The sequence below is a fragment of the Sporosarcina ureae genome (genome assembly GCF_029267015.1).
GTDB lineage: Bacteria > Bacillota > Bacilli > Bacillales_A > Planococcaceae > Sporosarcina > Sporosarcina ureae_D.
In genome coordinates this window covers 30,236-50,734 of record NZ_JARIEA010000072.1, presented here as the reverse complement: position 1 = coordinate 50,734, position 20,499 = coordinate 30,236, and the positions used below count along the sequence as shown (strand labels likewise).

Sequence of the window (20,499 nt, the reverse complement as noted above, 5' to 3'; positions counted from 1 at the left end):
ACGCCCTGACGCAATTCTGAATGAATTCTCTCACAAAGAATGAAGCACAACGCGAAGAAAGGGTGGGATTCTTATGCTAGCCAAGGAGCACGAACAAAATATTTGGAAATATGCATTTGCAAGTGTCGCCGTCACCGTCAGTTCTCTCGGATTTGGACGGATGTCGTACGGAATTATTATGCCCTTCATGAAAGAAAACTTGGAAATGTCCTATAAACAAGCCGGACTTCTCGCCACGACCGTGTCGATCGGCTATTTAATGATGGTGATCTTTGTCGGATTGCTCGTCACGAAATTCGGTGCCAAAAAGCTCGTCATTTTCGGAACTGGACTCGTTTCATTCGGATTATTCATGCTGTCATTTGTCACAGGGTATGGCTGGACGCTTTCTGCGATGTTATTACTCGGAATAGGAACCGCTTTCACCTATACGCCACTTATTACTATATTAGTCGGTTGGTTTCCGAGAAAGCGCGGCATGCTGATTGGATTCCTTGTCAGCGGTATGGGGCTTGGAACTTTAATATCTAGTGCTTTAATTCCATTCTTTACGACATGGTTCGGTGATATGGGCTGGCGGTATTTGTGGTTCTTCTACGGTGCTGTGTCTATCGTCTCGATAATGATCGCGATGATCATCTTGCGTGACCCACCGATCCCATTATTGCCGAAGGAAACGCAGAAACGTTCATTTTGGACGAAAGTATATTTCAATAAACGCGTACTTCGCGTCGCTTTCATTTATGGACTCGTGGGTTTTGCCTATTTGGTGCCGCAAAGCTTCTTGTTCAGTTATATTCTCGAAGTAGGGCTGACAAAGTTTCAGGCGGGGCAGATCATGGCAATCAGTGGAATTATGGCGATCTTCAGCGGGCCTTTATGGGGTGGAGTTTCGGACCGTATTGGGCGTAAATCGGCTTTGCTTACAACGCTTGGTATCGGAGCAGTTTCTCTACTCATTCCCGTGATATTCCCGGTCTATATCGGACTCATCGTTAGCCAATTCCTATGGGGGGCGACGATTGTCGGGATGCTGTCGCTCTGTCAAGCGCTATCTACGGAGCAAGTCCATCCGACGTACGCACCTGTCGCACTTGGCTATGTGACATTTTTCTTCGCAGGAGGACAGTTGCTCGGTCCGGGTATCGGCGGCTGGATTATTGACCACTTTCAGCAAATACCGCTCGCACTTATTATGTGTAGTGCGTTGCTTGGCATAGCGTTCTTGCTATCGATTCGAATGAAAGCCCATGCGGTCGATTTGGATGTGACGGAGTTAGAAGCGAAACCTGTGCTAGATAACTTTTCTATAAAAGAGACATCTGCAAAGGAAGTGTGAATGGATCGGCAGTAGTCGTTTTTATCAAATGAAATTACACTTCTTGCGCACAACTATACAGCAAGAAAAATAGGCGCCGACAATCCCATATAGGAATGTCGGCGCTTGTTTACTCTTCGTATTATTTGTTCTTCTCGGCATAGAATTTCATAGCGTCGCGCATGAATGTTGCCAAGCCCTTTCCAAATTGGTCAATGTTCTGGGTGAAGCGTTCATCATCCACATACAGTTGCCTGAGTCCTTTAAATGCATCTAGCGAGTAATGGTGGCCTGTGTGCTGGTTTAAGAAGTCATACCATCCATTTCATCGAATGCACCTCCCTACAATTACTACTTTAAAGTATAACGTTACGTAAGAGTCAACACAGAAGATGAACATAAATATGAAACGGTTTTCGATCTTATACGTATACAGAGTATGAAATAAAAATCTTGTTCCTAGAAAAGAGTGTTGAATATGTGGAGTTTAGTATTATTTTCGTTACTTGCAGGGGTCGTGGCGAGTGCTATTATCGTTCCATTCCTCTCGGTGAATAATAAAAACGAGAAGTTGTCGTTTAACCGATGGGTCGCTTTCGGGACGCTTGCGGTGATCGGTACGATTGGCGTGTTCGTATTTTATTATGTAACGAATTTGGACCGCAACTGGACGTCGCTTTGGGCATTGCTTCTGATAGTAGCTATTTTAGGAGCCGTTGTTTCCCAAGGCTTAGAACGCAAAGTCAAACTGGCCGTGTCATTTGCTGCGCTTTTAGTCGGTGTGTATATTTTGAGTGCGCCATTGTTTAATGCGAATAAAAAGTATGAAACGGTTGCGATGACGCAAAAAGTGGAGATTACAGCGTTTGATGAAACGAAAACGCCTGCGAGTGTACCGCCGAAGTTTGCACGCAATAAAATGAAAAAAGCGTTTGGTCAAGTACCGGACACAAGCTATTATGAACTGGGTCATTTGCAAATTCAAAAAGTACAAGATGAATTCGTCTACATTGCACCCGTAGAGTTTTCAGGTTTCTTTAAGTGGTTCAACGGGAAAACTACGCCAGGTTATTTCACGATGAGTGCAACGGATTCATCGGATAATCCTAAATTCGTTAAAACGGAAATGGCGTATACAACTTCTTCCTATTTGCATAAAAAAGTGTATCGTAAAATGCGTATGGATATGCCGGATTTAATATTTTACGGAGATGTTCAATTGGAAATTGATGATGAAGGCAAGCCGCATTATATTCGTACATACGGGGAATTCATAACGGCACGTAATGGATTTAACGCGAAGGGAATTGTCATGTTGAATCCGGAAACGGGTGCTACGAAGAAATATGCATTGAAAGATGTTCCGGAATTTATTAACGGAGCGATTTCGCCTGAAGCGGTAAGTCTTCAAAATAGTTATTTCGGAAACTACATTCATGGTTTTTGGAATTCTATAGTCGGTAAGAAAGACGTGAAACTTCCTTCAGACGAAGGGACAGAAGCAAATGTTAGCCCGATCTTTGATGCGGATGGACATATGTATTACTTTACGGATTTCACTAGCCCGAAAGAAGGCGTAGATTCGATGCTTGGCTATGCATTAACCGATGGCCGAACAGGGAAAGCAACGTATTACACGGGGAACTTGGAAGAGTCCTACATGGATTCACAAGGTGCGCTCCAGATTATTGAGAAGAAGTTTATTGAGAAAAAATGGAGCGGGGGAATGCCGGTCTTGTATAATTTCTACGGGGAAGCCAGCTGGTTGACGCCGGTACTCGATTCCAATGGATTCTTGCAAAACTACTTTATCGTGTCCGCTGCGAATCCAGAGATTTCCGTATTTGCGAATTCACCAAATGAAGCGTTGAAATTATATAAAACAGCGCTCCAACGAGGTGGTAGCACAGTAGATGGAAGTTCAAATGCAGAAGAAGCGAAAGCGGATGTCACGGTTGCACGGGTGTTTAAAGAACGTGTAGGCGATTTCACGCTCGTCTCATTCCTAACAGAAGACGGCCGAAACTTCCTGGTTTCATCGGAAGTGGCACCCCTTTCAATTTATGTAGAGGTAGGCGATCAACTGATTGTGACGTATTTGGAAACAGGTGAGTTATTCCTTCCTGTAAAAGAATTAATGAATAAAAGCGTGAAATAAATAGTTCTTATACCCCGGTATCGCAACTTGCGGTGTCGGGTTTTTTTATACTGTATAACACAGGCGACTACTTCAACCCTGCGATCTCCTCTTCAGTCAAATAACGCCAATGACCGCTTTCCAATGATCCAAGCTCAATATGTTTGATTCGCACCCTCTGTAAATGCGTCACCGTATATTGAAAACGTCTGCACATTCTACGGATTTGTCTATTCAATCCTTGAGAAAGCGTCATACGAAACGTATAGTCATTGATCTGAGTGACCGGACAAGCGTTAGTCGTGGTGTACCCTTTAATTCTTGGATTGTAAATATCTACTCCGTTTGATAAGTCCTCTATAAAGGTACCCGTAATTATTTTATCAACGGTTACCACATATTCTTTTTCCTGCTGATTTTCTTCTTTCATTAATGTATTCACAATACTTCCGTCATTCGTTAATAAAATCAGACCTTCCGTTTCTTTATCCAGACGTCCTACGGGAAAGATCCGTTCGGGATAGGAAATGAAGTCGATAATATTACCAGCAATAGCAGGAGACGCTGTACACGTGATGCCACTTGGTTTATTGAGCATGATATATACGTCTTCGGAAGTATGCGCGATTAGATGACCGTCGACTTCAACTTGATCGTTCGCTTCAACTAGATACGCATGGGAAGCCATCTTGCCGTTAACTAAAACTTTTTCAGCCGTAATATACCGTTCTGCCTGTCTTCTCGAACAAAATCCTGAAGAACTAATATATTGATTCAATCTCAACATGTCCGCTCCTGTCTTTCTATAACGTTTCTTTTTAGTATATCATGATTGCTCTATTGACTACGCGCTGCATTCGGATAGGTATCCGGTATGAAGCAAATGGAGAGTGTTTTGATATAATGAAGGAAACGTGTAATGAGTAGGATGGACTGCATGAGGAAATACAGACTCAGGAGGGAAATATTATGACGATAGACTTTGTGAAATTAACGGAACCTACAGCTGCGCTGATCAACACGCTGAATCGATGGGGGAATGATACGTATTTGAAACCTTTGAATCAACCGAATCCGAGTAAAGAAGCATTAGAGCAAGAACATACTCTCACTATAGAAGACGTTATTCAAAAGTTGGACTATCAACATACCTTTCTTATCTATTTGGAGGATCAGCTAATCGGTGAAATGAGCTATACAGTAGACCCTGATCATTTACTTAAAAAAGAACCCGGGACGGCGTGGATTAGTATTTCCATTGGGGAACGTGAAGGTCGAGGAAAGGGCATTGGTTTTATAGCGCTCGACTATTTAGAACAGCAAATTAAAGGACAAGGTCTTAAGCGGATGGAATTGGGTGTATTTGAATTTAACGAGCCAGCTTTGAAACTGTATAAAAAATTAGGGTATCGAGAAATTGGCCGTATAGAAAACTTCACGTATTATGAAGGGGATATGCGCGCGGATATTCGCATGGAGAAGTGTCTATAATTATAAGAAAATAAAATTATTTTATCGGTTGATTTAACTAGGTCTAATAAGGTTTTACTAGTTAGTACACGAAGAATGCAGTACCAAAATATGAAGAAGTAATCATTTGGGTTGCTTTTTTATTTAATGTCTGTTATATTTAAAGAGTATTATCTTTGTTCTTTTTCAGATCGAGAATATATTTCATGGAAATATATTTTGTTTTTCGTCTAAAGTTTTGAGCAAGTATAGTAACATCATTGTGTGGACATCCGCACTAGGAGGCAATTAATTATGGAACAAGGTACAGTGAAATGGTTTAACGCAGAAAAAGGTTTTGGCTTCATCGAACGCGAAGCAGGGGAAGACGTATTCGTACACTTCTCAGCTATCCAAGGCGACGGTTTCAAATCTTTAGACGAAGGTCAAAGTGTAACATTTGAAATCGAACAAGGACAACGTGGCCTACAAGCTACTAACGTTCAAAAAGCTTAATTTAAGCTTTAGAAAGGCCCTCTATGGAGGGTCTTTTTTTTATTGTATTTATTTTATATAAAGAGAAAAAGCGTATTAATTCATCTGAGAATTAGTACGCTTTTTGTATACATTAGTATAGAAAAAATTTATGAAACCGCAATAGTAAGCATACATTTTATGCGCAATGTATGATTTATCAGAAACTTAGTTAACAAATCTTTCTTAATTCACTAATAAAGTTTAAAATAGAAGGATATAAGGAGAGTGACATCCATTGAAATATGAAAACACATGGGATTTAGAAACAATTTTTGCTGGGGGAACCCAGTCTGAAGAAGTACAAACTAAGCTTTCGGCTGTAAAAGAAGACATTGTCGTGTATGCAGATCAATTAAAAGCGTGGCATTACGATCCGGCGAACGGTGCGTCTACACTAGCTGAATTATTGAAACAGCAAGAAGTCATTGGGAAAGGTTTAGGGCAGGTTGGCACATTCATTAATATGTGGCGGGACGCTTTCATGGACGATGCGCATGCAAGCGTTGTCAAAGGCCAAGTGATGGAGCTAGGTAGTGAAATTCAGCAATTGTCTACGATCTTTACGAAGAAACTCGTAGCGATTTCGGATGAAAATTGGGAAAAACTCCTGCAAGAAGATGCGTTACAGGAAATCAGCTTTGCGTTGAATGAAATACGCGAAGAAGGCAAACGTTTATTATCTGAAGACGAAGAAAAACTGATTGCTAAATTAAATAAAGACGGCCTTGCAGCATGGAGCGATTTGTATAATACGGTAGGCTCCACGATGACGGTTCCTTTTACAGATGAAGACGGCAACACAACGGACTTATCGATTGGTCAAGCGATGAACAAAATGTACGCTGATCCGGATCCACAAGTGCGTGCAGACCTTTTTGAGAGCTGGGAGAAAACGTGGTCGGCGAACGGCCCGATCTTTGCGGATATCTTGAATCATTTGGCAGGTTATCGTCTGACATTGCAAGAAGTTCACGGGAGAACAGGTCATTTAGAAGAACCACTTGAATATAATCGGATGTCCGAAGAGACGTTGTCCGCGATGTGGTCAGCAGTTGACGCGCAGAAACAAACGTTTATTGATTACTTAGGGCAAAAAGCAGATTTATTCGGCGTAGAAAAACTTGGTTGGCAAGACGTGGCGGCTCCTGTTGCAGTAGGGGAAACGAAACCGACTCGTTTCACTTACGATGAAGCGTGCGATTTCATTATTGAAAATTTTGCTTCATTCGGACCGAAACTCACCGCCTTTACGAAGCATGCGCTCGAAAATCGCTGGGTTGAAGCGGAAGATCGTTCGAATAAGCGCCCAGGCGGTTATTGCACAAGCTTGCCTGAATTCAAAGAGTCGCGTATTTTCATGACATTCACAGGTTCACCAAGTGATACGAGTACATTAGCACATGAACTAGGACATGCCTTCCACAGTCACGTCATGAAAGATCTACCCGAACTAAATCAAGGGTATGCGATGAATGTGGCGGAAACGGCTAGTACGTTTGCCGAAACCATTATTGCGGACGCTACGGTGAAAAATGCTGCATCGGATGAAGAAAAGATCTCTTTGCTTGCCAATAAATTAGAAGGCGCAACGGCTATGTTTTTAAATATCCGTGCCCGCTTTATATTCGAGGATAAATTCTATACGGAGCGCACAAACGGCATCGTTTCGGAAACTCGTTTGAATGAATTAATGGTCGAAGCGCAAAAAGAAGCATTCGGGGATAGCCTGTCTTCTTATCATCCACACTTCTGGGCGGCGAAATTACACTTCTTTATCGACAGTGTACCGTTCTATAACTTCCCGTACACATTTGGGTACTTGTTCAGCTTAGGAATCTACGCGGAATACTTGAAACAACCTGAAGGATTTGAAGAGAAGTATATCGCGTTATTGCAAGATACAGGATCGATGAAAGTAGAAGACTTAGCGAAGAAGCATTTAGATGTAGATATTACAAAAGAAGATTTCTGGGCGGCTGGCATTGCGCTCGTTGCGAAAGACGTAGAAGAGTTTGTTGAATTGACGGACGCCTTACAGAAGTAAACTTGAAGGAGTGAAGTCCGATTACCATCATGATCATGGTGGTGGCGGGGTATAAAACTGCGCAAAAGATTAATAAAAGGTAATAAAAGTTAAAAAAATCCCGATTCTTTTCTTAGAGAATCGGGATTTTTGATTGGATTTATTGATTTTCTTGATGATTCAACTTATCCATAATGTAGCCAACTATCGCGGCGACGAGCGCTGGTAAAGCCCAGCCAAGCCCTTGTTCGAAAAATGGAATAAATTCTAGCCACTCAGTCAAGCGATCCGAACTGTACCCTATGCTAGTGAGTATTTCGTATAACGCAAAAATAGTTGTGATAAATATGGAAAGTCGATACATCATCTTTCCGCCACCTGCTACTTGTTGGAATAACGAAAGAATGATTAGCACGATGGAGATCGGATAAATAAATACTAATAAAGGTATAGCCAAAGCTAAAATGGCATTCAATCCTAAATTGGATACTAACAGCGCGAACAATACAAAAATAGCGACATATGCCTGATAACTTAGTTTTGGATAAATTTCATTGAAAAACCTTGAACAAGCATTGATTAGACCGACACAAGTTGTTAAACAAGCCAGCATGACAATGATTCCGAAAAGTAATCCGCCACCGCTTGGGAATAACATGCGAGCTGCTTGCGTTAATACTTCTGCGCCATTTCCGAATGATTGTTCATTTGGAATCACTTTGCCGATCCATCCGAGTGAGAAATAGACAGTGGCCAATCCGATGCTTGCGATGAAGCCCGCACCGAGAGTCCCTTTAACAAGCTCCGCCTTCGATCTGGAACCTTTGTCTTTTAACGCGTTGATCACGACAATTCCAAACGCCAGCGCTGCGACAGCATCCATTGTGAAATAGCCTTCCAAGAAGCCAGTAACGAATGGGGCAGATGCATAATCTGCTTGTGGAGCAGAAGATATGTTATCAAATTTGATGAAAGCTTGGACAACGAGTACCCCTAAAACTAATAAAAGAATAGGCGTTAAAAATTGGCCGATTCGATCTACGATTTTTTTAGGATTCAAGCTGATGTAATAGGTTAAACCGAAAAATAGTATAGAGAATATGAGCAACGGGATGCTGCCATTCACTTCAACGATTTGCTTGAACCCTAACTCATATGCAACATTTGAAGCTCTTGGTATACCATAAAAGGCTCCAATAGACATATAGATGATGATGGCGAAAATCATTCCGAACACTTTATGTACACGGTTACCCATCGATAATAATCCGTTATCAGACAAGGCGATCGCCATGATTGCCATGAAAGGCAGTAGTACGCCTGTGATAAGGAAGCCTGTAATGGCGGGTGCGAAGTTCGTGCCTGATTCTAATCCGAGAAATGGTGGAAAGATGAGATTCCCAGCTCCGAAAAATAAAGAGAAGAGCATGAATCCTGTGAATAGTATGTGTTTTTTACTCACTATAATACCTCCTGATGTGTTTTGTGTGTGCTGAGAGTAAAATGATAGTACATAATATTGCTATATAGAGCTATTGTAATCTAGAATATTGCGACTTTGCAAAATATAGTGTCAATTGTGTCGATAATTTACCCAATACCGATGATTCGACATATACATTTCACCCCAAAAATGATTCCGATCATTCATGTACGATGTGCAGCTTACATCTTCTTTTATTTTTGCGCATAAAAAACTCGCCCCCTAAATAGGGACGAGTCTTTACTCGCGATACCACCCATGTTCGAAAAGCTCCGTAAAACGATAGAAAAATGTAATTTACTATCACCATACGATTATACATGTTCCATTTAACGGCGGAAGTCCGGCAAAATTTACTATTTTCAACTTTGCATCTTAGAGATGATTTTCGGACACGATCTGTTCATCAGCTTTCACCAAATGCTGACTCTCTTGGGAACAGGATTCCTATCGTACTTTTTCTCGTCACGGAATATTATATACTACAATACAATTTAACAGACAACTAGTATAAAGGTCAATACCTTTTACTATATTCAGAATACTTGAGTGTCTTTATATATTGGATTAAGAGGGAAAATAATACAACGATAGAAAGTTTAGTATGTTCTTTGTGTTTTCTAAGCGTGTCATTACCTACTCACTGAACTTTATGGCTGTTTAACGAGTTTTCAGTACTATGTAATAAGCAGTGCTACGATTAGTGTAGAGACACTCAACCCTATACTCAGTTCCGTAGATTTTAGTGGGGTACATGGTCCGAAGCAAATGCTATCGATGGCAACAGCAATAGGCAGAAGATGACTAAGACAGCACGAAACCCTGTAAATAATCCATTCATATGTGTTTATATCTCCTTTAGTGTGTGCATGTCACGCATTATTCACTCGTCATGCTTGTGAAGTAAATGAGGAATAGCTAGTTGGATAAATTCTTCTGGCGTGATCTCGTTACTCTTTCTTTTCCATTCTACAGAAGCACCATAAATTCCCCAGCTCAAGATAACAGCGGTAATTTTCAACCCTTCATCTTCTTCCGTTTTATGTTGTTTTAATAGCATTCTATAAAAAATGATTTCGAGCTGTTCTCGAATATTCCGTGCAATCGTATCTTCGTATCCTCTGTGACAACGATTCGATAAGGATTTTTGGAAGTTCGTGATCGCTACAAAGATACTCGTGATCACTTCTTCGTTTAATTCATTGCCTTGATAATTGCTGCAATCCAAATTCACTACTAACACTTCAGATAATACCTTTTCCAATAAGTCATATATATCCTCAAAGTGATAATAAAACGTCGCACGATTAATCATCGCTTCCGCTGCAATATCTGTAACGGTAATATCTTTAAATTCTTTTTTACCCGACAGTTCCATAAAAGTATCCATGATTAATTTACGTGTCCGTAGAATTCGTGGATCCGTCTTCGGCTGATTCATGTCGTTTTCCCTCCTACTTTTCCGACAATGTCTTCAATATGTTGTATAAGCGACAAAACCAAGATTCTATTGGTGTTGGTCATTTTCATTATGGTATAGAATTTAGTTGTAGGCAAATGATTAGCGCGTAGAGCAGTGGCTACTAAACGTAATTAAATTTCACAGTAGCAGTGGAAATTAGAAAAAATAGATTCGAACGGAAGAAAGCGTAAATTCCGTAGACTATAGAAAAGGGGAATAATACATTGAAAAATAACAATAATATGATGTGTGATATGGAAACAGGCGTATGTGGAAAAGCTGGAAGCGATGAAATGGAAATGATCGATTTTAACCAGCCAGCAAAAGAGATCAATCTGTATTATGTGACGGATCCTATTTGTTCTCATTGTTGGGCGATTGAACCTGAGCTTCGTCGTTTTGTAGAACAATATGGTCATTATTTCAACATGCATACAGTGATGGGCGGTTTATTGGAAAAATGGCATGACGGGCCGATCGATCCTGGAAACGGTATTTATAAGCCAGCTGACGTCGCGGGTCATTGGAGAGAAGTTGGAGAACATTCAAGAATGCCGATTGATGGTAGTTTAATGATTGATAATCCAGTTCAATCGTCGTATCCACCCTCTCGTGTATTTAAAATTATTCAAAAAAATCATGGCGACACATTGGCATCTGCCTATTTACGACGTACAAGAGAAGAGCTTTTCGTCTTCAATCAAAATATTTCGGAACGCGCTGAGATGGTTGGAATCGTCAATGCACTTGGCCTTGATGGAGAAGCGATTGTCAATGAAGCTGAACAACCAATCGGACAACAATTAATGAATGAAGACTTTGCGCAAGCTAGAAGTTTAGGCGCAACGGGTTTCCCGAGCATTATTATGATCAATGCGGAAAATAAAGGCTTGAAAATTGTAGGGGGTCGTCCACTTGAATCATACGTCGATGGATTAAAAAAAGTTCTTGACGTGGACACACTCCAACCAAAGCCGCAACCAGCACTTTCTAGCTTACTTGAAAAAGAGAGACTACTTTTCTCGAAAGAAATTGAAGTGATGTACGATGTGGAAAAATCCGATGTAGCTTCTTATGTAGAAAAAGAACTTTCATCAAATCATTATCAAGCAAAAGAAATACTAGGAGAAGTCTATTTCACAACTACTGAATCAAAAGGAGAATGATCATGAGCTACATTGTACAAGTTGATTTTAAAATGGATGGACCGTTTGGAGAAGAAATGGCAGAAGGATTTGCTGACTTAGCCAAGAGTATCAATGAGGAAGAGGGATTCATTTGGAAAGTATGGACAGAAGATCCTGAAGTCAAAGAAGCCGGTGGAATTTACAATTTCGAAACAAAAGAAACAGCTGAAAAATATGTAGAGATGCACACAAAGAGATTAGCTAGCTTTGGCATTACGGGCGTTAACGCAAAAATCTTTGCTGTTAATTCAACATTGACTGCGATCAATAAAGGACCTGTAAACTAAATTACTAGAAGTATTTGTGTAAAACACGTACTATAACATAAAATCGACTTCCTTTTGGATAGTCGATTTTATTATATAAGAAAAGGAGGAGTTACGATTGTTACAAAAACTTGCAGCGGGAAATCATGCCGTGCCATTTAGAGGCCCCTTCACTATTACACGCGTTCAACCGGGCGATATTCTTGGCGATGAAACAACAGACACAGCGTTTGGCCCATTAGCGATCATTGATCATGCGGTGATGAAAAAAGGTTTAACGATTAAAATGCATCAGCATATCAACGATGAGATTTTAAGTTATATTAGCTCAGGCGTCATGCATCATCGTGATTCTGCAGGGTTTGAAGCGCCGATTGCTCGTGGGAAATTAATGTTGATGAATGCAGGGGCAGGGTTTTGGCATGAAGAAAAAGTAAAAGAAGATGAAGTGGAAATGCTTCAAATCTTCGTGCGACCGAATGAAACGGATCTATCTCCGGAAATTCAATTTCATGATAAACCGATAGACAATAAAGATTGGTATGTCATGGTAGGGCCTAAGGGTAGCGAAGCCCCACTGTATGTACGACAACACGTCTACATTCTAGACGCGCATCTTAGATCAGGTGAAGTGGTTGACGTTCCAACCTATTCAGGTCTCACTCCTTTTCTATACGTCATGAATGGCGAGATTACGATGGAGCATCTGACAATTGGCAAACAAGAAGCGGTAACCGATGTAGTCAATCCTCTGCCATCGTTTGTCGCGAATGAAGATACTACACTTGTACTGTTCTTTGTTGAAATGACTGCGACTATGTCTACGGATGGAACCATTAGTGGCTTGAAGAAGTAGTTAACGAATAAATGAATAAAAGATTTTAAGTGTTGACAATGAAATATACCCGTGATATATTTATATTGAATTCGAGATAAATTAATTAGTTGCAAATGTAATTGACGTTTACAATGAAGGCAATCTCTTTTTTGAATCAATTTATCTCGAATTAATAGTATATCAAAACGAGCTAATAGGTTGGAGGATGTATATGAACCATTTAAAGGAATTTATCACGTAACAGCAATTACGAGTAGTGCAGAATCGATACAGTACGTAGCACACGTACATTTGATAGAGAGTTGGAATGAATAATGAGTTTTTTTAGTAAATTATTTGGAACAAAACAAGAGGAGGAAATAACTATGACAAAATCAAACATCGGAATTATTTTAGGATCCACACGTGAAGGACGCGTAAGCCCACAAGTAGGAGCATGGGTAAAAGAATTGGCAGACAAACGCGGAGATGCGAATTACACGATTATTGATATAGTAGATTATAAATTACCACTTCTAGGTGAAGCTGGTGGCGATGCATCAGGCGCAGCGGCATGGTCAGAAATTATCGCAAAACAAGACGGATTCGTATTCATCGTTGCAGAATACAATCACTCCATTTCAGCTTCACTTAAAAATGCATTAGACTACCTTCGCGTAGAGTGGAACGACAAAGCAGCAGGTATCGTTTCATACGGTTCAGTTGGCGGAGCTCGTGCAGCAGAACATTTACGCGGTATTTTGAGTGAATTATCCGTAGCGCATGTTCGTGTTCACCCGGCATTATCATTGTTTACAGACTTCGAAAATGGCACAAAACTAAAACCAGCTGACGTACAAGCCGCTTCCGTAAACCAAATGTTAGACCAAGTCATTCCTTGGACAACAGCATTGAATACAATCCGTAAATAAGCACGAGTATAAAGTTTTCTATATGGGTCATAGTAATAGGGTGTTTACACTTGAATATAATGATTTCAGATACAATTAAATAAAATATATTGAATTCGAGACAATTGCATTGTACAATGGTCTTAATACGTAAATAAAAAGGAGAGTTTTAACATGACAAAATGGAATGTAGATGCAGCGCACACGAACGTAGGGTTCTCAGTAAGACATATGATGGTATCCAATGTAAGAGGTAGCTTCACTGGAGTGGAAGGGTCAGTTACTGGAGATCTAGACAATTTAACAGATGCGAAGATTGACTTCAAGATTGATGTGAACACGATCAATACAAATAATGAAGATCGCGATAACCACCTTCGTTCAGCTGACTTCTTTAATGTGGAACAGTATCCGACTATCACATTTGATTCGACTGAAATTGTGAAAACAGGGGAAGACGAATACGATGTAACTGGCGATTTGACAGTGAAAGATGTTACGAAAAACACTACATTTAACGTAACGCGTACGGGAGCTGGAAAAAACCCTTGGGGTGTTGATGTAGTTGGATTTGAAACAGCAATCAAAATTTCTAGAAAAGAGTATGGTTTAACTTGGAACCAAGCACTAGAAACAGGTGGCGTATTAGTAGGCGACGATATTAAAATTACAGTAGAACTTCAAGTGAATCCAGCATAACGAAATTGCGTTTGTTGAGTTCCTTTACTGCAAAGGTGAACAACCGATACAAAAAATGGTGAGGTAGTATTCATTGCCAGTAGTAGAACATGCACGAAAATCATAGTTTTTTTAATTGAATATCTCGAACTGATAATAGATTAATTAATGTTAAGTACATGAGGAGTGAATATATATGATGAAGAAAACTAGTGGTATCCATCACATTACAGCTATTGTTGGGCATCCTCAAGAAAATGTCGATTTTTATGCAGGCGTTTTAGGTTTACGATTAGTGAAAAAAACAGTGAACTTTGATGATCCAGGTACGTACCATTTATATTTCGGTAATGAAGGTGGCAAACCAGGTTCGATTATCACGTTCTTCCCATGGGCGAATGCCTATCAAGGGAAAATAGGAGATGGCCAAGTAGGCGTAACTTCTTATGTTGTTCCTCTTGGTGCGCTATCGTTTTGGGAACAACGCTTAGCTAAATTTAACGTAGCCGTAACGAAGACGGAACGATTTGGTGAGCACTACCTACAGTTTAATGACCCACATGGCCTTCAACTTGAACTAGTGGAGCGTGCAGAAGGTGAAGAGAACGCATGGACATTTGGAGGCGTGACACCTGAAGTAGCGATTAAAGGTTTCGGTGGCGCTACTTTATATTCTTCACAGCCGACTAAAACAGCAGATCTATTGGAAAACGTCATGGGGCTTGAACGGATCGAAAAAGAGGGAGACTATATTCGTTTCCGTTCATCCGCAGACATTGGAAATATTGTCGATCTCAAAGCAACTTCAACGGGTAAAGGTCAAATGGGCGTCGGAACCGTTCACCATATTGCGTGGAGAGCGATTGATGACCAAGATCAATTGGAATGGCAAGACCATGTTTCAGAACATGGGTATGGCGTGACGGCGGTTAAAGATCGAAACTACTTCAATGCGATTTACTTTAGAGAGCATGGAGAAATTTTATTTGAAATTGCGACGGATCCTCCAGGCTTTGCGCATGATGAGTCGGAAGAAACGATGGGACAAGAATTGAAATTGCCGGCACAATATGAGCAACATCGTGATGAAATGGAGCGCAGATTGATACCGATTACTGTTCGTGAATTGTAATCAATCGACTCGTTTTAGGTACGATGTGACTACTATAAAGAAGTTAGTGAATGGTGTGTAAATGTACGTCTGATTTTCAGCAGACGTCATTTCCATCCTGCACTAACGTCTTTTTGTATGTTTCTTCATTTTTTTTTAAAAAGGAGTATCCTTATTCAGAAAGCTCTCTATATAGCTAGTGAAGAGGCAAATAGCTGCCACTTACAACAAGTTAGTAGGGGGAACTAGTATGCAAATTAACCATGAATCATTTCTACAATTTCATCCACACACAGCGGAGAAGATCGGACTCAATGAATCGATGTTCTTGCAGCAAATCCACGAGCTGTCTTTCGGTCCGTATGATACGGAAGAAGGAACGCAGTGGGTGCGCAGGTCGTATAAAGAGTGGCATGCTGTAATGAGTTTCTGGTCAATGGCTACGATTATTCGTGCAATACGAAAACTGGAGAAGTCCGGCTGCATTTACTCGAAGCGACAGAACTTTGGAGAAAAGATGTACCTCGTGGATTATGAAGTATGTAAGGCGAATGCGATACATTTGCTTCAACCAGCGAGTGAGGAAGTAGTGAATATCAACTAACGTCTAATACGAGTGAGTGGAGGCCTTATGCTTCCGCTCTTTTTTCGTGGAGTTTTATAGCTAGAAAAAATAGTTTGAATAGGAGTATCCTTATGCAAAAAGCCTTCTATATAGTAAGTGAAGTGGTGAATTGCTATCACTTACATACTTTTTAGGAGGAATTCAGTATGAAGTTATTAATCAATGAACAGCCATTACAATTACTACCGTCTCTTGTCCATTTAGTCGGGGTGAATGAGGCGTTATTTCTGCAGCAACTGCATTTCCGCTCACTTATTTCAAAAAATGTGCGCGACGAATATAGGTGGGTGTATAAAACGGTTGATCAATGGCAGGAGGAATTTTCATTCTTGTCATGTATGACGATCAAACGCACGATCTATAATTTGGAAAAGCAAGGATACCTCATTTCGACTTCACAATATAACAAAATGAAAATCGATAAAACGAAATGGTATCGGATTGATTATACTAAACTACCGGTTTTGTCTAGTCAAGATGATACGTCGGGAGAAGAAACGGTACTAGAAAAAAGCGAACTGGAAGTAGAGCATGCGACGTTTCAATCTGATACAACGGACGTTTCACTTCGAAATGCTGTGTCATACCAACATGAAACGAGGGACTGTACCAATGTGAGACGGCCTATAACCAAAGAACTTAAAGAACCTAAAGAAATAAAGAATAAAGAGCTTGTCGAGAAGCCTCTCGACGTTACGCATTTCGTCATTGCATATTTGAACGAGAAAACCGGTAAGCAATTTAAAGCAACATCTGCAGCGACTAAGAAATTTATTAACGCAAGAGTGAAAGAAGGCTATACACAACAAGATTTCATACAAGTCATTGATCTCAAAGTTTCGCAGTGGAATAACGATCCAAAATATCATGCGTATTTACGTCCTTCCACGTTATTCAACCCGACGAACTTTGAAAACTATTTGAATGAACAACCCGTAATTCCTACACAAGTCGTGCAAAGGCAAGTGTATCACTCACCTGTATTGGATTTTAGCCAAGGTGAGAATCTAGGCTAACTAGCGTATGTGAACGAGAAAATAAATTTTTTGAAAAATTGTTCTTTTAGGACCCGAAAGATTGACACATAGCCTATAAAAAAGCATGATAAGTGTAAATGAACGGTACCTATATTGCCGAATTCACGTGATCAACGAAAGAGGTTTTCAGATGGACGAACAGAAATACGAATACTTAGCGGATAATCCGACTATCAAAGTGCTACCCATTATGCTTGCACTGATCATCGGCGCATTCTTCGCTATTCTAAACGAAACATTATTGAACATCGCACTTATTACGTTAATGGATCAATTTTCGATTACATTACCTACTGTGCAATGGATGGCGACAGGCTTCATGCTTGTCATGGCAGTAGTCATTCCCATCTCAGCATTACTGATCCAATGGTTCACAACTCGCCAGCTATTCCTTGGTACCATGACCGTCTTCACTATCGGAACGATCGTAGCAGCGAGTGCGCCGACGTTCGCGATTCTTTTAACGGGACGATTGATTCAAGCCGTCGGAACAGGCTTGCTCATGCCGATCATCTTCAATGTATTCCTACTCATTTATCCGCCACATAAACGCGGAAAAATTATGGGACTCATCGGACTCGTCATCATGTTTGCACCTGCAATCGGTCCGACGTTATCAGGCGTCATCGTGGAATACTTAGGATGGCGTTATTTATTCCTGTTGGTCATTCCATTCGCGCTATTCTCGATTGCCTTCGGTTTTAAATACTTGATCAACGTCACCGAAGTCACAAAGCCTAAAATCGATTACCTTTCATTGGTCTACTCATCGATTGGCTTTGGTTCACTCGTCTATGGATTTAGCTCCGTCGGTAACAGCGCAGACGGTTTTGCAGATCCGCTCGTCTTACTGTTTATCAGTATCGGAGTGATCGGGATCGTACTGTTCGTGCTGCGTCAGTTGAAGCTAGAAGAACCAATCATGAATATGCGTGTGTTCCGTTACCCGATGTTCACACACGCCGTCATTCTGTTTCTCATTATCATTATGGCGATGTTCGCATCGGAAATTATCTTGCCTATCTACATGCAAGGTCCTCTCGCATTAACTGCTGCCACAGCCGGTCTGATTTTACTGCCAGGCAGTATACTAAACGGCATCATGTCACCATTCATGGGCTCGCTATTTGATAAGTTCGGACCTCGTGTACTGATGATCCCTGCTACGATCGTGTTGAGTGCAACGATGTTCATGATGAGCCGGTTAACGCTCGATACTCCGATTTGGGTTGTCGTCGTCAGTTATATTTTACTAATGCTTGCGGTCTCTGCCATTATGATGCCTGCAGAGACGAACGGATTAAATCAACTGCCTAAGAAATTATATCCGCACGGTACGGCCGTGATGTCGACACTGCAACCTGTCGCTGGCGCAATCGGCGTGTCCGTGTTCATCAGTATTATGAATGCGAGGCAACTGCACTTCCTAGAGAAGTCTCAGACGCCTTCAGATGCGTTAACAGCAGATCTCGCACTCGTTGCTGGAGTAGAGCTCGTATACTTCATCGCGTTTGCTATGTCGCTTGTGGCGGTCGTGCTGTCATTCATCGTCTATCGTGCAACACCTGAAGATTATGTAGACGAAAATAAGTAACAGAAAAATCCTCAATCCGTGAAATCGAATTGAGGATTTTTATATATCGTTTTCATGATCTGCTTTTCATAACAACATCCGTAAATATGTCTCAAAATTCACTCCCGCCACCATTGGCGTATCTTGTAAAGCAGTATCTTCTATCGCAGCTACGAGGAATTCTTCTGCCAGTCGAATCGCTTGTTCCGTTCTCATACCTCGCATACGTCCACCCATCAGTACAGAAGCGAATAAATCCCCAGTACCTGAATAACTTTTGCCGTTGTAAGGGACAGAACTATAATACGTTTCATTTTCGCTAATATATAGATTCCCAACAGAATGATCTTTACTTGGTGGATGGACACCTGTAATAATAATCTCGGCGCCCGTAGCGTTTTGCAACTGCTTACCTGCTTCCTCTACAATATTCAAGAAATCAACTTCACCAGTGCAACTATGTAGTGTGTCATAATCATACCCCGTTAACAAACAGCATTCCGTAATGTTCGGCGTAATAATATCTGCTTGCGCCACAAGAACTTTCATCTGCTTGAGAAGTTCGTCGTCAAAGTTATCGTACGCTTTGCCTTTATCCCCAAGCACAGGATCCACGAGTAAAAGTGTTTCGCTCGTATGAAAATGTTCAAGGAAATCTAAAATATGGTGAATTTCTTCTTTACCTGTAATATAGCCCGTTTGAATGCCGTCAAAAGAAACCTCAAGCTTTTTCCACTCATTTGTAAAAGCGGGGATTATACGCGTTAAGTCTGCACAGAAATAACTCGGATATTCCGTTTGTGACGATAAAACCGCAGTAGGTAACGGACAAGCTTGAACGCCCATCACCGAAAGCACCGGAATGGCGGCAGTCAGTGAACATTTTCCGAATGATGACAGGTCTTGAATAACAGCAACTTTTTTCATGGAAATCCTCCGTAACTAGCTTTGTATTATACGTATCATAGCATAAAAATCCTGTAGTATACTTGCAGATTCACGGTAGTAGAAAAGTGAATCTAGTTAGAGCAGTCATAATATCTGCTACAATCAACATACACTATTACACACACTAGGAGGAGAAACACATGTTTTCACAACCTGAAAAAGAAGCAGTCTACAAAGCGATTTACACAAGAAGAGATGTCCGAACTTTTTTACCTGACGCCATACCGGAAGACATCGTACATAGAATATTAAACGCTGCTCATCACGCACCGTCTGTTGGTTTCATGCAACCATGGAATTTCATAATCGTGTCGTCTGATGAAGTGAAAGAGAAATTGGCGTGGGCTGCAAATAAAGAACGGCAAGCGCTTGCGATCCATTATGAAGACGAAAAACAGACGAAGTTTTTAGGGTTAAAAGTGCAAGGGTTGAAAGAAGCGCCAATCACTATTTGCGTGACATGCGATCCTACGCGTGGCGGATCACATGTACTCGGGCGTAATTCTATTCCAGAGACAGATGCGCTATCTACTGCGTGTGCTATCCAAAATATGTGGTTAGCCGCTACTGCGGAAGGATTAGCATTAGGTTGGGTAAGTTTTTATAAGAAAAATGATGTACGCGATATTTTAAACATTCCTCCTCATATTGATCCCATCGCATTACTGTCGATTGGTTACACGGAAAACTATCCGGAGAAGCCTATATTGGAGTCTGCGAATTGGGAAAAGAGAAGGGAACTCGAAGCGTTGATTTTCGAAGATGGTTGGGGTAGCAAAAAAGATTCTACTAATGGAAATTGAAGCAGTTGTACAGTCGTTAAACAACGCGGAACGTATACAAGATCATAAACGACCTATCGTACTAGATGAACATTCTGTAGATGTATTTCCAGGGAAATTCTCACCTATACGTATACGCTGGATGTTAAAAATCA

General features: G+C 40.8%; 19 protein-coding genes, 1 pseudogene and 1 other annotated feature. Of the genes and pseudogenes, 15 read left to right on the top strand and 5 right to left on the bottom strand.

Annotated features, from left to right (window positions below; all coding sequences use genetic code 11):
- Positions 1-73 precede the first annotated feature (73 nt).
- Positions 74-1,339, top strand: a complete 1,266-nt coding sequence (locus Q7P97_RS12845; RefSeq protein WP_303969591.1) for a YbfB/YjiJ family MFS transporter — start codon at positions 74-76, stop codon at positions 1,337-1,339.
- 121 nt (positions 1,340-1,460) lie between these two features.
- Here Q7P97_RS12845 and Q7P97_RS12840 read toward each other — a convergent pair.
- Positions 1,461-1,637 (bottom strand): annotated as a pseudogene (locus Q7P97_RS12840) (TipAS antibiotic-recognition domain-containing protein); the annotation flags it as partial.
- Positions 1,638-1,796: 159 nt separating this feature from the next.
- Here Q7P97_RS12840 and Q7P97_RS12835 point away from each other — a divergent pair.
- Positions 1,797-3,476 carry a hypothetical protein gene (locus Q7P97_RS12835; protein WP_303969589.1) on the top strand — a complete coding sequence of 560 codons (1,680 nt, stop codon included), beginning with the start codon at positions 1,797-1,799 and terminating at the stop codon, positions 3,474-3,476.
- A gap of 67 nt (positions 3,477-3,543) precedes the next feature.
- Here Q7P97_RS12835 and Q7P97_RS12830 read toward each other — a convergent pair whose 3' ends face one another.
- Complete coding sequence (locus Q7P97_RS12830; protein WP_303969587.1) at positions 3,544-4,239, bottom strand: pseudouridine synthase; 696 nt, start codon at positions 4,237-4,239, stop codon at positions 3,544-3,546.
- A 185-nt stretch (positions 4,240-4,424) separates the two neighbouring features.
- Here Q7P97_RS12830 and Q7P97_RS12825 point away from each other — a divergent pair, with 185 nt between their 5' ends.
- The 3 genes from Q7P97_RS12825 (at position 4,425) to Q7P97_RS12815 (ending at position 7,485) form a co-directional block, all read left to right on the top strand.
- On the top strand, positions 4,425-4,946 hold the full coding sequence (locus Q7P97_RS12825) for a GNAT family N-acetyltransferase (protein WP_303969585.1): 522 nt from the start codon (positions 4,425-4,427) through the stop codon (positions 4,944-4,946).
- Between the two features lie 273 nt (positions 4,947-5,219).
- Positions 5,220-5,420 (top strand): cold-shock protein, encoded by a 201-nt coding sequence (locus Q7P97_RS12820; protein WP_085130578.1) that lies wholly within the window; start codon positions 5,220-5,222, stop codon positions 5,418-5,420.
- Between the two features lie 256 nt (positions 5,421-5,676).
- Entirely contained in the window at positions 5,677-7,485 is a 1,809-nt protein-coding gene (locus Q7P97_RS12815; protein WP_303969581.1) for a M3 family oligoendopeptidase, read from the top strand.
- A gap of 139 nt (positions 7,486-7,624) precedes the next feature.
- Here the strand turns inward: Q7P97_RS12815 and brnQ are convergent, their stop codons facing one another.
- Both brnQ and Q7P97_RS12805 read right to left on the bottom strand, forming a co-directional pair.
- A complete protein-coding gene (gene brnQ, locus Q7P97_RS12810) occupies positions 7,625-8,926 on the bottom strand; it encodes a branched-chain amino acid transport system II carrier protein (protein WP_303969579.1) in 1,302 nt (433 codons plus the stop codon).
- 246 nt (positions 8,927-9,172) lie between these two features.
- Positions 9,173-9,425: a binding site (T-box leader), on the bottom strand.
- A 405-nt stretch (positions 9,426-9,830) separates the two neighbouring features.
- On the bottom strand, positions 9,831-10,388 hold the full coding sequence (locus Q7P97_RS12805) for a TetR/AcrR family transcriptional regulator (RefSeq protein ID WP_303969577.1): 558 nt from the start codon (positions 10,386-10,388) through the stop codon (positions 9,831-9,833).
- A 263-nt stretch (positions 10,389-10,651) separates the two neighbouring features.
- Here Q7P97_RS12805 and Q7P97_RS12800 point away from each other — a divergent pair, with 263 nt between their 5' ends.
- From Q7P97_RS12800 to Q7P97_RS12760, 9 genes are all read left to right on the top strand, one after another.
- A complete protein-coding gene (locus tag Q7P97_RS12800; protein ID WP_303969614.1) occupies positions 10,652-11,575 on the top strand; it encodes a DsbA family protein in 924 nt (307 codons plus the stop codon).
- A 2-nt stretch (positions 11,576-11,577) separates the two neighbouring features.
- Entirely contained in the window at positions 11,578-11,883 is a 306-nt protein-coding gene (locus tag Q7P97_RS12795; RefSeq protein ID WP_303969576.1) for a monooxygenase, read from the top strand.
- A gap of 97 nt (positions 11,884-11,980) precedes the next feature.
- Entirely contained in the window at positions 11,981-12,718 is a 738-nt protein-coding gene (locus tag Q7P97_RS12790; RefSeq protein WP_303969575.1) for a pirin family protein, read from the top strand.
- A gap of 296 nt (positions 12,719-13,014) precedes the next feature.
- Entirely contained in the window at positions 13,015-13,611 is a 597-nt protein-coding gene (locus Q7P97_RS12785; RefSeq protein WP_303969573.1) for an NADPH-dependent FMN reductase, read from the top strand.
- Between the two features lie 153 nt (positions 13,612-13,764).
- Positions 13,765-14,289 (top strand): YceI family protein, encoded by a 525-nt coding sequence (locus tag Q7P97_RS12780; RefSeq protein ID WP_303969571.1) that lies wholly within the window; start codon positions 13,765-13,767, stop codon positions 14,287-14,289.
- 175 nt (positions 14,290-14,464) lie between these two features.
- A complete protein-coding gene (locus Q7P97_RS12775) occupies positions 14,465-15,400 on the top strand; it encodes a ring-cleaving dioxygenase (protein ID WP_303969569.1) in 936 nt (311 codons plus the stop codon).
- Between the two features lie 229 nt (positions 15,401-15,629).
- Positions 15,630-15,983 (top strand): hypothetical protein, encoded by a 354-nt coding sequence (locus tag Q7P97_RS12770; protein ID WP_303969567.1) that lies wholly within the window; start codon positions 15,630-15,632, stop codon positions 15,981-15,983.
- Between the two features lie 167 nt (positions 15,984-16,150).
- The gene (locus Q7P97_RS12765; protein ID WP_303969565.1) at positions 16,151-17,020 is read left to right on the top strand and encodes a conserved phage C-terminal domain-containing protein; all 870 of its coding nucleotides are present in this window, start codon (positions 16,151-16,153) and stop codon (positions 17,018-17,020) included.
- A 151-nt stretch (positions 17,021-17,171) separates the two neighbouring features.
- Positions 17,172-18,635, top strand: coding sequence for an MDR family MFS transporter (locus tag Q7P97_RS12760; protein WP_303969563.1), 1,464 nt, complete (start codon positions 17,172-17,174; stop codon positions 18,633-18,635).
- A 66-nt stretch (positions 18,636-18,701) separates the two neighbouring features.
- Here Q7P97_RS12760 and Q7P97_RS12755 read toward each other — a convergent pair whose 3' ends face one another.
- A complete protein-coding gene (locus Q7P97_RS12755; RefSeq protein ID WP_303969561.1) occupies positions 18,702-19,541 on the bottom strand; it encodes a pyridoxamine kinase in 840 nt (279 codons plus the stop codon).
- Positions 19,542-19,702: 161 nt separating this feature from the next.
- Between Q7P97_RS12755 and bluB the strand changes: the two genes are divergently transcribed.
- On the top strand, positions 19,703-20,365 hold the full coding sequence (gene bluB, locus Q7P97_RS12750) for a 5,6-dimethylbenzimidazole synthase (RefSeq protein ID WP_303969559.1): 663 nt from the start codon (positions 19,703-19,705) through the stop codon (positions 20,363-20,365).
- The last annotated feature ends 134 nt before the right edge of the window (positions 20,366-20,499 follow it).